Source organism: Pseudomonas sp. LPH60, from assembly GCF_030718165.1.
Classification (GTDB): domain Bacteria; phylum Pseudomonadota; class Gammaproteobacteria; order Pseudomonadales; family Pseudomonadaceae; genus Aquipseudomonas; species Aquipseudomonas danubii.
In genome coordinates this window covers 90212-104915 of the sequence record NZ_JAVAJH010000001.1, presented here as the reverse complement: position 1 = coordinate 104915, position 14704 = coordinate 90212, and the positions used below count along the sequence as shown (strand labels likewise).

Annotated in this window: 13 protein-coding genes; all 13 read right to left on the bottom strand. The window is 61.1% G+C overall.

The genetic code is table 11. The annotated features are described in order from the left end of the window. Positions 1-38: 38 nt before the first annotated feature. On the bottom strand, positions 39-827 hold the full coding sequence (locus Q8O96_RS00495) for a ParA family protein (protein ID WP_102864003.1): 789 nt from the start codon (positions 825-827) through the stop codon (positions 39-41). Positions 828-877: 50 nt separating this feature from the next. Beyond that, positions 878-1765, bottom strand: a complete 888-nt coding sequence (motD, locus tag Q8O96_RS00490; RefSeq protein WP_371826159.1) for a flagellar motor protein MotD — start codon at positions 1763-1765, stop codon at positions 878-880. Next, complete coding sequence (locus Q8O96_RS00485) at positions 1765-2505, bottom strand: flagellar motor protein (protein ID WP_102864005.1); 741 nt, start codon at positions 2503-2505, stop codon at positions 1765-1767. Before Q8O96_RS00485 ends, motD begins: the two co-directional genes overlap by 1 nt. Then, entirely contained in the window at positions 2505-3620 is a 1116-nt protein-coding gene (locus Q8O96_RS00480) for a chemotaxis response regulator protein-glutamate methylesterase (protein WP_102864006.1), read from the bottom strand. Before Q8O96_RS00480 ends, Q8O96_RS00485 begins: the two co-directional genes overlap by 1 nt. Before the next feature lie 47 nt (positions 3621-3667). After that, positions 3668-5941, bottom strand: coding sequence for a chemotaxis protein CheA (locus Q8O96_RS00475; protein ID WP_207167264.1), 2274 nt, complete (start codon positions 5939-5941; stop codon positions 3668-3670). Between the two features lie 12 nt (positions 5942-5953). Then, the gene (locus Q8O96_RS00470; RefSeq protein WP_102864008.1) at positions 5954-6742 is read right to left on the bottom strand and encodes a protein phosphatase CheZ; all 789 of its coding nucleotides are present in this window, start codon (positions 6740-6742) and stop codon (positions 5954-5956) included. Positions 6743-6772: 30 nt separating this feature from the next. Further along, positions 6773-7144 carry a chemotaxis response regulator CheY gene (locus tag Q8O96_RS00465; RefSeq protein WP_003183998.1) on the bottom strand — a complete coding sequence of 124 codons (372 nt, stop codon included), beginning with the start codon at positions 7142-7144 and terminating at the stop codon, positions 6773-6775. Between the two features lie 165 nt (positions 7145-7309). Continuing rightward, positions 7310-8050 (bottom strand): RNA polymerase sigma factor FliA, encoded by a 741-nt coding sequence (gene fliA / locus Q8O96_RS00460; protein WP_011060003.1) that lies wholly within the window; start codon positions 8048-8050, stop codon positions 7310-7312. Continuing rightward, positions 8047-8877, bottom strand: coding sequence for a flagellar synthesis regulator FleN (gene fleN / locus Q8O96_RS00455; protein WP_016963180.1), 831 nt, complete (start codon positions 8875-8877; stop codon positions 8047-8049). The genes fliA and fleN overlap by 4 nt, the downstream gene beginning before the upstream one ends. A gap of 118 nt (positions 8878-8995) precedes the next feature. Beyond that, complete coding sequence (flhF, locus tag Q8O96_RS00450; protein WP_102864009.1) at positions 8996-10318, bottom strand: flagellar biosynthesis protein FlhF; 1323 nt, start codon at positions 10316-10318, stop codon at positions 8996-8998. 11 nt (positions 10319-10329) lie between these two features. Next, a complete protein-coding gene (gene flhA / locus Q8O96_RS00445; RefSeq protein ID WP_102864010.1) occupies positions 10330-12459 on the bottom strand; it encodes a flagellar biosynthesis protein FlhA in 2130 nt (709 codons plus the stop codon). A gap of 282 nt (positions 12460-12741) precedes the next feature. Beyond that, the gene (flhB, locus tag Q8O96_RS00440; RefSeq protein WP_102864011.1) at positions 12742-13917 is read right to left on the bottom strand and encodes a flagellar biosynthesis protein FlhB; all 1176 of its coding nucleotides are present in this window, start codon (positions 13915-13917) and stop codon (positions 12742-12744) included. Between the two features lie 3 nt (positions 13918-13920). Further along, the gene (gene fliR, locus Q8O96_RS00435) at positions 13921-14703 is read right to left on the bottom strand and encodes a flagellar biosynthetic protein FliR (protein ID WP_102864012.1); all 783 of its coding nucleotides are present in this window, start codon (positions 14701-14703) and stop codon (positions 13921-13923) included. Position 14704: the final 1 nt, after the last annotated feature.

The window sequence follows — 14704 nt, the reverse complement described above, 5'->3', positions numbered from 1 at the left end:
TCGGCCGAGCAGTCGAGTGACTTGAATAGCGCTTCACGTCAAGCCACCTGCGCCACGAGTTGTTGGGCCAGCAGATGCTTGAGCAAGGCCTTGTAGGCCAGTACACCGCGGCTCTTGCCATCGAACTGAGATGGGGTGACCCCTGCCCGGCTGGCATCCCGCAAGCGGGTATCCACCGGGATATAGCCCTGCCAGATTTCGTCGGGAAACTTGTCCCGCAGGATCCGCAGAGTGCCCAGGGAAGCCTGGGTCCGGCGGTCGAACAGGGTCGGCACAATGGTGAACGGCAGCGGCTGCTTGCGCGAGCGATTGACCATCGCCAGGGTGTTGACCATGCGCTCCAGCCCCTTGACCGCCAAGTGCTCGGTCTGCACCGGGATCACCAACTGCTGGCTGGCCGCCAGGGCGTTGACCATCAACACACCGAGCAGCGGTGGGCTGTCGATCACCGCGTAATCGAAGTCCTGCCACAGCTGTGCCAGGCTCTTGGCGATCACCAGGCCCAAACCACTCTGCCCCGGTGACTGACGCTCAAGGGTGGCCAGGGCGGTGCTCGACGGCAACAGTGAAATGCGCTCATGGCTGGTGCCCAGCAACAACTGGCCCGGCAGGTCCTGGGGCACATTGCCCTTGTGCAGGAACAGGTCGTAGCTGCTGTGCTCCAGGCTGTCCGGGTCATAGCCGAAGTAGCTGGTCATGGAACCGTGGGGGTCGAGATCGACCACGACCACGCGCTTGCCCGCCTCGGCCAGCAAACCGGCTAAAGCGATGGAACTGGTGGTTTTACCGACACCACCCTTTTGATTGGCAACTGCCCAGACTCTCATTCGGTTTGTTCCTCCCGCCCGGCCACAGCGGGGCGAGACATAGCGCTAAGTTATAAAGCGGGTGACGGAGAATTGACGGCGCTTCCCTGTACCGGCGTTTTCACTGGGGTTGGTGCAGTTTGTGTGCCAGCACGCTTGAGTGCCGCATCCGGTGTCGCGTTGGCGGTTCCGGTACCGGTCAGGCTGCGACGCACATCCAGGTTGCGCGATACCACCAGCACCACCCGGCGATTGCGTGCCCGGCCTTCGGCGGTGGCATTGTTGGCCACCGGCTGGAACTCGCCATACCCCACCGAAGCCATTCGCGCGGGGTTCACCCCCTGCATCGCCAGCATCCGCACGATGCTCGCCGAGCGGGCCGAAGACAACTCCCAGTTGGTCGGGTACTGCGCGGTCTGGATCGGCAGGTTGTCGGTGAAGCCTTCGACATGAATCGGGTTGTCGAAGGGTTTGAGGATCTTCGCCACCTTGTCGATGATGGTGAACGCCTGATCGCTGGGCATGGCATCGCCGCTGCCGAACAACAGGCTGGAGTTGAGTTCGATCTCCACCCACAACTCATTGCCACGCACGGTCATCTGGTTGGAGCTGATCAGGTCGCCAAAAGCGGCGCTGATGTCATCGGCGATGCTTTTCAGCGGGTCACTGCCACCGGAGATCCCGGCGTCGGTCTGTTCGCTGTCCTTGACCAGCGGCTTGGCCGGGGTCACGGTCTTGGGCCGCTCGTCACCGATGGGAATCGGCTTGAGACTGCGATCGGAGTCGGTGAAGACCCCGATCAAGGCTTCGGAAATCACCTTGTACTTGCCCTCGTTGATCGAGGAGATGGAGTACATGACGACGAAAAACGCGAACAGCAAAGTGATGAAGTCGGCGTAGGAAACCAACCAGCGTTCGTGGTTGACGTGTTCTTCTTGCTGGCGACGACGAGCCATAATCAGTCCATGAAGCCTTGCAGCTTCAACTCGATGGAGCGAGGGTTTTCGCCTTCGGCAATCGACAGAATGCCTTCGAGCAACATTTCCCGGTAACGGGACTGGCGCAAGGCAATGGCCTTGAGCTTGGCCGCGATCGGCAACAGCACCAGGTTGGCACTGGCCACACCGTAGATGGTGGCGACGAAGGCCACGGCAATACCACTGCCCAACTGCGATGGATCAGCCAGGTTGCCCATCACGTGGATCAGGCCCATCACCGCACCGATGATGCCGATGGTCGGCGCATAGCCGCCCATGCTTTCGAAGACCTTGGCAGCCTCGATATCCCGGCTTTCCTGGGTGTAGAAGTCCACTTCAAGGATGCTGCGGATGGCTTCCGGCTCGGCACCATCGACCAACAGCTGCAAGCCTTTGCGCGAATAGGTGTCAGGCTCGGCGTCCGCCACGCCTTCCAGGCCCAGCAGGCCCTCCTTGCGCGCGGTCAGGCTCCAGTTGACCACCCGATCGATGCCCCCGGGCAGGTCCACCCGAGGCGGAAACAGAATCCACACCAGGATCTGCATGGCTCGCTTGAAGGCACTCAAAGGCGACTGCAGCAAGGCCGCGCCGATGGTGCCGCCGAGCACGATCAGTGCCGCCGGGCCATTGGCCAGGGCCGACAGGTGACCCCCTTCCAGGTAGTTGCCGCCGATGATGGCGACAAACGCCATGATGATCCCGATTAGGCTGAGCACATCCATCAGAGACAGGCCTCGACCAGATGCCGCCCGATGTCGTCCAGGCTGTACACCGCGTCCGCCAGATTGGCTTTGACGATGGCCATGGGCATGCCATAGATCACGCAGCTGGCTTCATCCTGGGCCCAGACCGCGCTGCCGCCCTGCTTGAGCAGGCGGGCGCCTTCGCGACCGTCGGCGCCCATGCCGGTGAGGACCACCGCCAGAACTTTGTCGCTGTAGGACTTGGCCGCAGAACCGAAGGTGATGTCCACGCACGGCTTGTAGTTCAGACGCTCATCGCCAGGAAGAATCTTCACCGCGCCACGACCGTCGATCATCATCTGCTTGCCGCCCGGCGCCAGCAGCGCCAGGCCTGGACGCAGGATGTCGCCATCCTCCGCTTCCTTGACGCTGATCCGGCACAGCTTGTCCAAACGCTCGGCAAAGGCCTTGGTGAAGGCCGCGGGCATATGCTGAATCAGCACGATAGGTGCCGGGAAGTTGGCCGGCAGTTGGGTCAGGACCCGCTGCAGCGCCACCGGGCCACCGGTGGAAGTACCGATCGCCACCAGCTTGTAGGCCTTGCGCTTGGGCGCTGGCGATGCCGGGCCGGCAGCCGGTGCAGGAGCACGGACAGGAGCAGGCGCAGGCGCCGGACGACTGCCGCCAAAGCTCGACGGCGCCGGAGCCGGTGCAGCCGGTTGCGGCGCCGGGGCGCTGTAGCTGCTGAAACGGCGATTACTGCGCGAAATGCTGTGGACTTTCTCGCACAGCAGTTGCTTGACCTTCTCGGGATTGCGCGAGATGTCTTCGAAATTCTTCGGCAGGAAATCCACAGCCCCGGCATCCAGCGCATCGAGGGTCACTCGAGCGCCTTCGTGGGTCAGGGAAGAGAACATCAGGACCGGCGTCGGGCAGCGCTGCATGATATGCCGCACTGCGGTGATGCCATCCATCATCGGCATCTCGTAGTCCATGGTGATCACGTCCGGCTTGAGGGCCAGGGCCTGATCGATCGCCTCTTTACCATTGGTCGCCGTACCGACGACCTGGATATTCGAATCCGCTGAAAGAATTTCCGAGACGCGGCGGCGGAAAAAACCCGAATCGTCCACCACCAGGACTTTGACTGCCATAAACACTCCGTTAGGTGGGGCGAGGCCAACCGCCCCTCCCCGCCGAATCAAATACGCCGTGCGGCGTAACGCTTGAGCATGCTCGGAACATCGAGAATCAGAGCGATGCGGCCGTCACCGGTAATGGTGGCGCCGGACATGCCCGGGGTTCCCTGAAGCATTTTGCCCAAGGGCTTGATGACCACTTCTTCCTGACCTACCAGTTGATCGACGACAAAACCGATCCGCTGGGTGCCCACCGAAAGGATCACTACGTGGCCTTCACGCTGCTCTTCATGAGCCGCGGAACTGACCAGCCAGCGCTTGAGGTAGAACAGGGGCAGTGCCTTGTCACGCACGATCACCACTTCCTGCCCATCCACCACATTGGTGCGGGACAGGTCGAGGTGGAAGATTTCGTTGACGTTGACCAGCGGGAAGGCGAACGCCTGGTTGCCCAGCATCACCATCAGGGTCGGCATGATCGCCAGGGTCAACGGCACCTTGATGACGATCTTCGAACCCTGGCCCTTGGTCGAGTAGATGTTGATCGAGCCATTGAGCTGGGAAATCTTGGTCTTCACCACGTCCATGCCCACGCCACGGCCGGAGACGTCGGAGATCTCGGTCTTGGTGGAGAAGCCCGGGGCGAAGATCAGGTTGTAGCACTCGGTGTCGCTCAGGCGGTCGGCCGCGTCCTTGTCCATCACGCCGCGCTTGACGGCAATGGCTCGCAGAACGTTGGGGTCCATGCCCTTGCCGTCGTCGGAAATCGACAGGAGGATGTGGTCACCTTCCTGCTCCGCCGCCAGCACCACTTTGCCGCCACGGGCCTTGCCCGAGGCCTCGCGCTCTTCCGGCGACTCGATGCCATGGTCCACCGCGTTGCGCACCAAGTGCACCAGTGGATCGGCCAGGGCCTCGACCAGGTTCTTGTCGAGGTCGGTTTCTTCCCCCACCAGCTCCAGGTTGATCTCTTTCTTGAGCTGTCGGGCCAGGTCGCGAACCAGACGCGGGAAGCGCCCGAACACCTTCTTGATCGGCTGCATGCGGGTCTTCATCACCGCGGTCTGCAGGTCGGCGGTCACCACGTCCAGGTTGGACACCGCCTTGGACATGGCTTCGTCGCCGCTGTTGAGCCCCAGGCGCACCAGACGGTTACGCACCAGCACCAGCTCGCCCACCATGTTCATGATTTCGTCCAGGCGCGCAGTATCGACCCGCACCGTGGTTTCTGCTTCGCTGGCAGGCTTTTCCGCTGGTGGCGCCGCTGCGGCACGAGCCGGTGCCGGCGCTGCAGCCGCTGCCGGTTTTGCCGCCTCGGCCTTGGCTTCGGGCTTCTTGGCCACGGGCTTGGCGACGGCGGTGCTGGTTGCAGCAGCCGGTGCCGCAGCAACAGCCGCTGCCGGTTTGGCCGCACCCGGAGCCTCAGAGAACTTGCCCTTGCCGTGCAGCTCATCGAGCAGGGATTCGAATTCGTGATCGGTGATCAGGTCGCTGCCGGCTGCGGCGGCGCTTGGCGCCGGCGCGGCAGGCACCGCGGCCACTGCTGACTCCAGTGCGTCCACGGCAAAGTTGCCCTTGCCATGCAACTGGTCCAGCAGGGCTTCGAATTCGTCATCGGTGATTTCGTCGCCAGCCGCGGCAGCACCAGCGGCAGCAGGAGGCGCTGCGGGAGCTACAGCATCGGGAGCGAACTGCCCCTTGCCATGCAGCTGGTCCAGCAGGGACTCGAACTCGGCATCGGTGATCTCGTCGCTGGCAGGCTCACCCTCGGCCACCGGTGCGGCAGCAGGCGCAGCCTCGGCGTCGGCCTTGGCGGCATTCAGCGAGTCGAGCAAGAGTTCGAATTCGTTATCGGTGATATCCCCTGATGGGGCCTCAGCCTCGGGCTCAGGCTCGACAGCGACTTCGGCCACTTCTTCGACCGCCGGCGCTGCAGGTTCGGCACCGGCAGGCTCAGCGAGGCGCGCCAAGGCGGCCAGCAGCTCAGGTGTCGCGGCAGTGATTTCGGTGCGCTCACGGACCTGGCTGAACATGCCGTTCACCGCGTCCAGCGCCTCGAGCACCACGTCCATCAGCTCCGAATCGACCCGTCGCTCACCCTTGCGCAGGATGTCGAAGACGTTCTCGGCGATGTGGCAGCACTCCACCAGCTCATTGAGCTGGAGGAAGCCGGCGCCCCCTTTAACAGTGTGAAAACCGCGAAAAATTGCATTGAGCAAGTCCGCATCATCTGGCCGGCTTTCCAGCTCGACCAGTTGTTCGGACAGTTGCTCTAGAATCTCGCCGGCCTCAACCAGGAAATCCTGAAGGATCTCTTCATCGGCGCCGAAGCTCATTAATGGGTGCTCCTAGAATCCAAGGCTGGAAAGCAAATCGTCTACATCGTCCTGACCGGACATAACGTCTTCCCGTTTATCGGCATGAATCTGCGGACCTTCACCCTTGGCGAGATGTTTTTGCGGATCTTTTTCAGCGAGGATCGATTCACGGTCATGTTCGATGCCAGCGAAACGATCGACCTGACTGGCCATCAAGACGAGTTTGAGCAGATTGCTCTCGACTTCCGTGACCAACTGGGTCACACGCTTGATCACCTGACCGGTCAGGTCCTGGTAATCCTGCGCCAGCAGAATGTCGTTGAGGTGGCCCGAGACGGTGCGGGTTTCCTGCTCGCTACGCGTCAGGAAACTGTCGACCCGGCGTGCCAGTTCGCGAAACTCTTCAGCGCCGACCTCGCGCCGCATAAAGCGCCCCCAGTCTGCGCTCAAGGCCTGGGCTTCAGTGCTCAGGCCATTGACCAACGGAGTGCTGATCTCCACCAGATCCATGGTGCGGTTGGCGGCGGCTTCCGTGAGCCGGACCACATAGGACAGGCGCTCAGTGGCATCCGTGATCTGTGAAACTTCCTCGGCTTGCGGCATGTGCGGGTCAATCTGGAAATTGACGATCGCGCTATGCAGCTCGCGGGTGAGCTTGCCCACTTCCTGATACAGGCCGCGGTCACGGGTCTGATTGAGCTCATGGATCAATTGCACCGCTTCGCCAAACCTGCCCTTTTCAAGGCTTTCGACCAGTTCCAGCGCATGTTTTTTCAGGGTCGACTCAAAGTCGCCCAGTGAAGATTCGTTATGCTCCATAGCTCCCCCGTGGCGGAATGGCTACGTACATCAACCGATGCGTTCGAAGATCTTTTCGATCTTCTCTTTCAACGCCTGAGCCGTGAATGGTTTGACGACATAGCCGTTTACGCCGGCCTGGGCCGCTTCGATGATCTGCTCGCGCTTGGCTTCAGCAGTCACCATCAATACCGGCAGGTGCTTGAGTTTTTCATCGGCCCGCACGTGGCGCAGCAGGTCGATACCGGTCATGCCCGGCATGTTCCAGTCCGTTACCAGAAAGTCGATGCTCCCGCTGTTGAGTACCGGAATGGCGGTAGTGCCATCGTCGGCCTCGACCGTGTTGGTGAAACCCAGATCACGCAACAGGTTTTTTATGATCCGCCGCATCGTTGAAAAGTCATCAACGATGAGGATTTTCATGTTCTTGTCCAATTCGACCTCCAAGCAGTCTTAAACGCATCCAGCACCTGAACGCGCCATTCAATCAATTCGGCATAACACACAACGACTGCATGGAGCACATACTGCAAGACCGGTGCAGCGCTTGCTTCACCGGTCCTGATCGCAGTGTCCCCACACTGCCTGTCAGCGCGCTCGCCACTCCCCCAAACGCCCCCGCAAGCGGGCTGCGCACTGGCTGTGTAACTGGCTGACCCGCGACTCGCTGACCCCCAGGACCTCACCGATTTCCTTGAGGTTCAGCTCTTCGTCGTAGTACAGCGCCAACACCAGTCGCTCGCGCTCCGGCAAATTGGCAATCGCATCCGCCAACGCAGCCTGGAAGCGTTCATCCTCCAGGTCCCGTGACGGCTCGAGATGAGCACTGGCGCCATCCTCATGCAGCCCTTCATGTTCGCCGTCCTGCAACAGATCGTCGAAACTGAACAGGCGGCTGCCCAAGGTGTCGTTCAAAATCCCGTAATAATCGTCGAGACTCAATTGAAGTTCGGCCGCAACTTCGTGATCTTTAGCATCGCGACCGGTTTTAGCTTCAATTGCGCGAATGGCATCACTGACCATGCGCGTATTACGGTGCACCGAACGCGGTGCCCAATCGCCTTTGCGAACCTCGTCAAGCATCGCCCCTCGGATACGGATACCCGCGTAGGTTTCGAAACTCGCCCCCTTGCTCGCGTCGTACTTGGTCGACACTTCGAGCAAACCGATCATTCCGGCCTGAATCAGGTCTTCCACCTGAACACTGGCCGGCAACCGCGCCAGCAGGTGATAGGCAATACGCTTGACCAGTGGCGCATAGCGCTCGATCAATTCGTATTGGCTGTCACGTGCCGACTTCTTGTAGAGGTTGTAGCCGCTGGCAGTCATAGCACCGGTCCCGCTGTTTGATGCACTAGGCGCTCGACAAAAAACTCCAGATGCCCGCGTGGGTTAGCCGGCAACGGCCAGGTATCGACTTTTTGCGCGATGGCCTTGAACGCCAATGCACACTTCGAACGAGGAAAGGCTTCATAGACCGCACGCTGCTTTTGCACGGCCTTGCGTACGCTTTCGTCGTAGGGAACTGCGCCGACGTATTGTAAGGCCACGTCCAGGAAACGATCCGTGACCTTGGTCAATTTTGCAAACAGGTTGCGCCCTTCCTGAGGACTCTGGGCCATGTTGGCCAAGACCCGGAAACGGTTCATGCCGTAATCGCGGTTGAGCAACTTGATCAGCGCGTAGGCGTCGGTGATGGAGGTCGGTTCGTCGCAGACCACCAGCAACACTTCCTGGGCAGCGCGGACGAAACTGACTACCGAGTCACCAATGCCCGCAGCAGTGTCAATCACCAGCACATCGAGATTGTCGCCGATGTCGCTGAAGGCCTGGATCAGGCCCGCATGCTGGGCAGGACTCAGGTGCACCATGCTTTGGGTGCCCGAGGCGGCCGGAACGATGCGAATGCCGCCAGGCCCCTGGAGCAGCACGTCGCGCAGCTCACAGCGCCCTTCGATGACATCCGCCAGGGTGCGTTTGGGGGTCAGACCCAGTAGGACATCGACGTTGGCCAGTCCCAGATCGGCGTCCAGCAGCAAGACCCGCCGACCGAGCTCAGCCAGAGCCAGGGACAAGTTCACTGACACATTAGTCTTGCCGACGCCACCTTTGCCGCCGGTCACCGCAATCACCTGTACGGGATGCATGCTGCCCATGTTCTTTCTTTACCTTGTCTTACTTAGACGGGGCCACATAACTGGCTGCGCGTTCACCATTGGAACAATGCATGGCAGACCATCGATGTAGATACACTGCAATCTATTCATGTCTACCTCAGCCGACCCGCTTGGTCGGGCTGTGATAGAGGTCAGCGAACATGTCGGCCATGGCTTCTTCGCTGGGTTCTTCCTGCATCTGCACACTGACAGCACGACTCACCAACTGGTGGCGGCGAGGCAGATGCAAATCGTCGGGAATCCGTGGGCCATCGGTGAGATAGGCCACTGGCAATTCGTGACTGATGGCCAGGCTCAAGACCTCGCCAAGACTAGCTGTTTCATCCAGTTTCGTGAGGATGCAACCGGCCAGACCGCAGCGCTTGTAGCTGTGGTAGGCGGCCGTCAGCACCTGCTTCTGGCTGGTGGTGGCCAGCACCAGGTAATTCTTCGCCCGAATCCCACGACCGGCCAGGCTTTCCAGTTGCATGCGCAACGCCGGGTCGCTGGCTTGCAGGCCGGCGGTGTCGATCAACACCACGCGCTTGCGCAGCAGCGGGTCCAGGGCTTGAGCCAGGGACTGACCAGGATCGACATGGGTCACCGACACATTAAGGATGCGCCCCAGGGTCTTGAGCTGCTCCTGGGCGCCAATACGGAAGCTGTCCATGCTCACCAGAGCAATGTTCTGTGCGCCGTACTTGAGTACATAGCGCGCTGCCAGCTTGGCCAGGGTGGTGGTCTTGCCCATGCCGGCAGGGCCGACCATGGCAATCACGCCCCCCTCTTCGAGCGGCTCGACTTCCGGGGTCTGGATCATCCGCGCCAGGTGCGCCAGCAACATGCGCCAGGCCTGGCGGGGCTCGTCGATTTCGCTGATCAGTGCCAGCAGGTCGCGCGCCAGCGGGCCGGACAGGCCGATGCGCTGCAGGCGACGCCAGAGGTTGGCCTGCTCCGGGCGGCTGCCCTGCAACTGGCTCCAGGCCAGGGAGCCCAACTGCACTTCCAGCAGCTCACGCAGACCGTTGAGTTCGAAACGCATGGAGTCCAAGGCCCGGTTATCGGGCGCCGGAGCAACAGGAGCCGGGGCCGGACGCGGACGCTCGGTCAGGGTCGGCTCGATCAGCGGCTCGGCGGCAGTCAACGGCAGACCGGCGAACAACTGGCGATTGGTGATCGAGGCACTGTCGCCCTCGCCCCGCAGGCTCAGTTCGGCCTGGGCGGTGACGATACGCGACTGGGTCTTGCGCAACTCGTCTTCAAGTTCCATGTTCGGAACCCGCGGCGACAAGGCTGACAACTTGTAATCCAGGGCAGCCGTCAACTCGACGCCCCCGGCAATCCGCCGGTTGCCGATGATGGCGGCTTCAGCGCCCAACTCATCACGAACCAGTTTCATGGCCTGACGCATATCGGCGGCGAAAAAACGCTTAACTTGCATAACCCACTACCTCAGCCGTTGGGCCCTACTGTCGCAACGATGGTCACTTGCTTGTTGTCGGGAATTTCCTGGTACGCCAGCACATGCAACCCGGGAACGGCGAGACGCCCGAACCGCGAGAGCATGGCGCGGACCGGACCCGCTACCAACAGAATCACCGGTTGACCTTGCATCTCTTGACGCTGCGCCGCTTCGATCAGCGAACGTTGCAGCTTTTCAGCCATGCTTGGCTCCAGCAGAACGCCTTCTTCCTGGCCTTGTCCTGCCTTCTGCAAACTGCTGAGCAAAATTTGTTCCAACCTTGGCTCCAAGGTAATCACAGGCAGCTCAGACTCAGTACCTACAATGCTTTGGACGATGGCGCGAGACAAGCCGACCCGAACCGCGGCAACCAAAGCGGCAGTATCTTGACTCTTGGCGGCATTGTTGGCGATCGCCTCGGCAATGCTGCGGATGTCCCGTACCGGCACCTGTTCGGCCAGCAGCGCCTGCAACACCTTGAGCAACTGCGACAACGACAGCACACCCGGCACCAACTCCTCCGCCAGCTTCGGCGAACTCTTGGCCAGCACTTGCAGCAGCTGCTGCACCTCCTCGTGACCAATCAGCTCGCTGGAGTGCTTGTACAGAATCTGGTTCAAGTGGGTGGCGACCACGGTACTGGCGTCCACCACGGTGTAGCCCAGGGACTGCGCCTGAGGCCGCTGGCTGATTTCGATCCACACCGCCTCCAGGCCAAAGGCCGGGTCACGGGCCGAGATACCGTTGAGGGTGCCGTAGACCTGCCCGGGGTTGATCGCCAGTTCGCGATCCGGATAGATCTCGGCCTCCGCCAGGATCACCCCCATCAGGGTCAGGCGATAGGCACTGGGGGCCAGGTCCAGGTTGTCACGGATATGCACAGTGGGCATAAGGAAGCCCAGGTCCTGGGACAGCTTCTTGCGCACACCCTTGATCCGCGCCAGCAGTTGCCCGCCCTGGTTGCGATCCACCAAAGGAATCAGGCGGTAGCCAACTTCCAGGCCGATCATGTCGATCGGAGTCACATCGTCCCAACCCAGCTCCTTGGTCTCCATGGCCCGAGCCGGAGAAGGCAGCAAGTCTTGCTGACGCTGGACTTCTTCCTGAGCCTTGACCTTGACCAGATTCTGCTTTCTCCAGAGCAGATAAGCCGCACCACCGGCCACTGCCGCCAGACTGAGGAAGGAGAAGTGCGGCATGCCCGGCACCAGCCCCATCACCGCCATCAGGCCCGCAGCCACTGCCAGCGCCTTGGGCGAAGCGAACATCTGCCGGTTGATCTGCTTGCCCATATCTTCGGAGCCCGAAGCACGAGTCACCATGATGGCGGCCGCGGTGGACAGCAGCAGCGATGGCAACTGCGCCACCAAACCGTCACCGATGGTCAGCAAGGCATAGACCTTGCCGGCGTCGGCAAAGGTCATGTTGTGCTGGAAGATACCGACCGCCATGCCGCCGATCAGGTTGATGAAGAGGATCAGCAGGCCGGCGATGGCGTCGCCGCGAACGAACTTGCTGGCACCGTCCATGGAGCCGTAGAACTCGGCCTCCTGGGCCACTTCCAGACGGCGCAGCTTGGCCTGATTCTGATCGATCAAGCCGGCGTTGAGGTCGGCGTCGATGGCCATCTGTTTGCCGGGCATGGCATCCAGGGTGAAGCGCGCGCTCACCTCGGAAATCCGTCCGGCACCCTTGGTCACCACCACGAAGTTGATGATCATGAGGATCGCGAAGACCACGATACCCACGACATAGTTACCGCCGATCACCACCTCACCGAAGGCCTGGATCACCTTACCGGCGGCGGCATGGCCTTCCTGACCGTGGAGCATCACCACCCGGGTCGAGGCCACGTTGAGTGCCAACCGCAACAAGGTGGCTACCAGCAGAATGGTGGGGAACACCGCGAAATCCAGTGGTCGCAGGGCGTACACACAGACCAGCAGGACTACGATCGACAGGGCGATGTTGAAGGTGAAGAACACATCCAGCAGGAACGCCGGTACTGGCAGCATCATCATGGCCAGCATGACCAACAGCAGCACAGGTACACCCAGGTTGCCTCGACCGAGGTCAACCAGGTTACTGCGAGCCGTGTTGATTAACTGAGAGCGATCCACCGATTTACCCCGTTCCGTAAAGCAAACTTTTGACGCCTGAAGCGGCTCGGGGCTGCTATTGCAAGAAGCCTTCCAACTTTGCCAAAGCGGCGCAATCCCACCCTTGACCAGGAAGAACCGGGCTACCGGCGAACAAGATCGCGGGACCACCATTGCCGACTAGCGAAGCGCCCTGGGCCAGCTGCAAGAAACAAGGTTACAAGGCGAAATAATGGCAATTAGCCATTTTTCTGACGAAAGCAGGACGCACTCGCTGGCAAGCCAGGCCCTGCATACCTACAGCTACAGAGGCTCGATGGGGCCGCCCGAGGATTGCTTGCCGCCGGTGTCGCGCCGCAGATCTGCCGGAATCGGCAAGTCCTTGAGCGGGTCCGGACGCTTGCCCTTGCCCGCACGGTGCTGGCGGATCTGGTAGACGTAGGCCAGGACCTGCGCCACCGCCAGATACAGGCCCGCAGGGATTTCTTCTTCAAGCTCAGTGGAGTAATAGATGGAGCGCGCCAAAGCCGGCGACTCCAGCAGCATCACTTCATGGGCCACGGCAATCTCGCGGATTTTCAGGGCCAAGAAATCGCTGCCCTTGGCCAGCAACACCGGAGCCCCACCCTTCTCGGCGTCATACTTGAGGGCAACGGCGTAGTGAGTCGGGTTGGTGATCACCACGTCAGCCTCGGGGATTGCCGCCATCATCCGCCGCTGAGACATCTCGCGCTGGGTCTGGCGAATCCGCTGCTTGACCTCAGGACGACCTTCCTGGTCCTTGTGCTCGTCACGCACCTCCTGCTTGGTCATCAACAACTTCTTATGGGCCTGGTAAATCTGCACCGGCACATCCACCGCCGCGATCAGGATCAGCCCGCACGCCATCCACAACGTGCTCCAGCCCACCACCTGGACGCTGTGGATGATCGCCAGCTCAAGCGGTTCGTGGGCAATGCGCAGCAGATCATCAATGTCCGCCGACAGCACCGAAAGCGCCACGAACAGCACCAGGCCGAATTTGGCCAGGGCCTTGAGCAGCTCGATCAACGCATTGGTGGAAAACATCCGCTTAAGACCACTCGCCGGATTCATCCGACTGAACTTGGGCGCCAGACTCTTGCCCGCGAACAACCAGCCCCCGAGGGAAATCGGCCCGATGATGGCCGCCAGCAGCAAGGTCAGCAGCACCGGCTGCACCGCCAGGATGGCGATCTTGCCCGAGTGCAGCAGGTACTGCCCCATGGCTCCCGGGCTGAGCAGCACCTCCCGGGGCAAGGAGAAATTCAGACGCATGATTTCCAGCAGGTCCTGGGCCAGACCACCGCCATACACCAGCAGACCGCCCGCCCCTGCCAACATGACTGCCAGGGTATTGAGCTCCTTGGAACGGGCAATCTCACCCTTTTCCCGGGAGTCCTTCTTGCGTTTCTCCGTGGGGTCTTCTGTCTTGTCCTGACCGCTCTCGCTTTCTGCCATAGCTCAACGCGCCTTTGCCAGTTCGCGTAAAAACTGCAGGGCCTCGGAGGCCAGCGGTTGATACTGATTGAGAATGTCAGCCAGGCTGACCCAGACAATGCCCATGCCGAGCACCAGCGTCAGGGGAAAGCCGATGGAGAAGATATTCAATTGCGGGGCGGCTCGGGTCATCACGCCAAAGGCGATGTTGACCACCAGCAGCGCGGTGATCGCCGGCAGTACCAGCAACAGCGCAGCCCCCATGACCCAACCGAGCTTGCCCGCCAGCTCCCAGTAGTGGTTGACCATCAGGCCACCGCCCACTGGCAGGGTGGTGAAGCTTTCGGTAAGGACTTCAAAGACCACCAGATGGCCGTTCATGGCCAGGAACAGCAGGGTCACCAGCATGGTGAAAAACTGCCCGATCACCGCCACCGAGACGCCGTTGGTAGGGTCGACCATGGAAGCGAAGCCCATGCCCATCTGGATCGCCACGATCTGCCCGGCGACCACAAAGGACTGGAAGAACAGCTGCAGGGAAAACCCCAGCACCGCACCGATCAGAATCTGCTCGGCAATCAGCAGCAGGCCGCTGAGATCCAAGGCACGCACTTCGGGCATGGGCGGCAGGCCGGGGACTATGACCACGGTAATCGCCAGGGCGAAATACAAACGCACGCGACGCGGCACCAGAGTGGTACCGAATATCGGCATCACCATCAGCAGCGAAGTGACCCGGAACAGCGGCAGCATGAAGCTCGCCACCCAGGTACTGATCTGAGTGTCGGTCAGCGCCAACAGGGACATC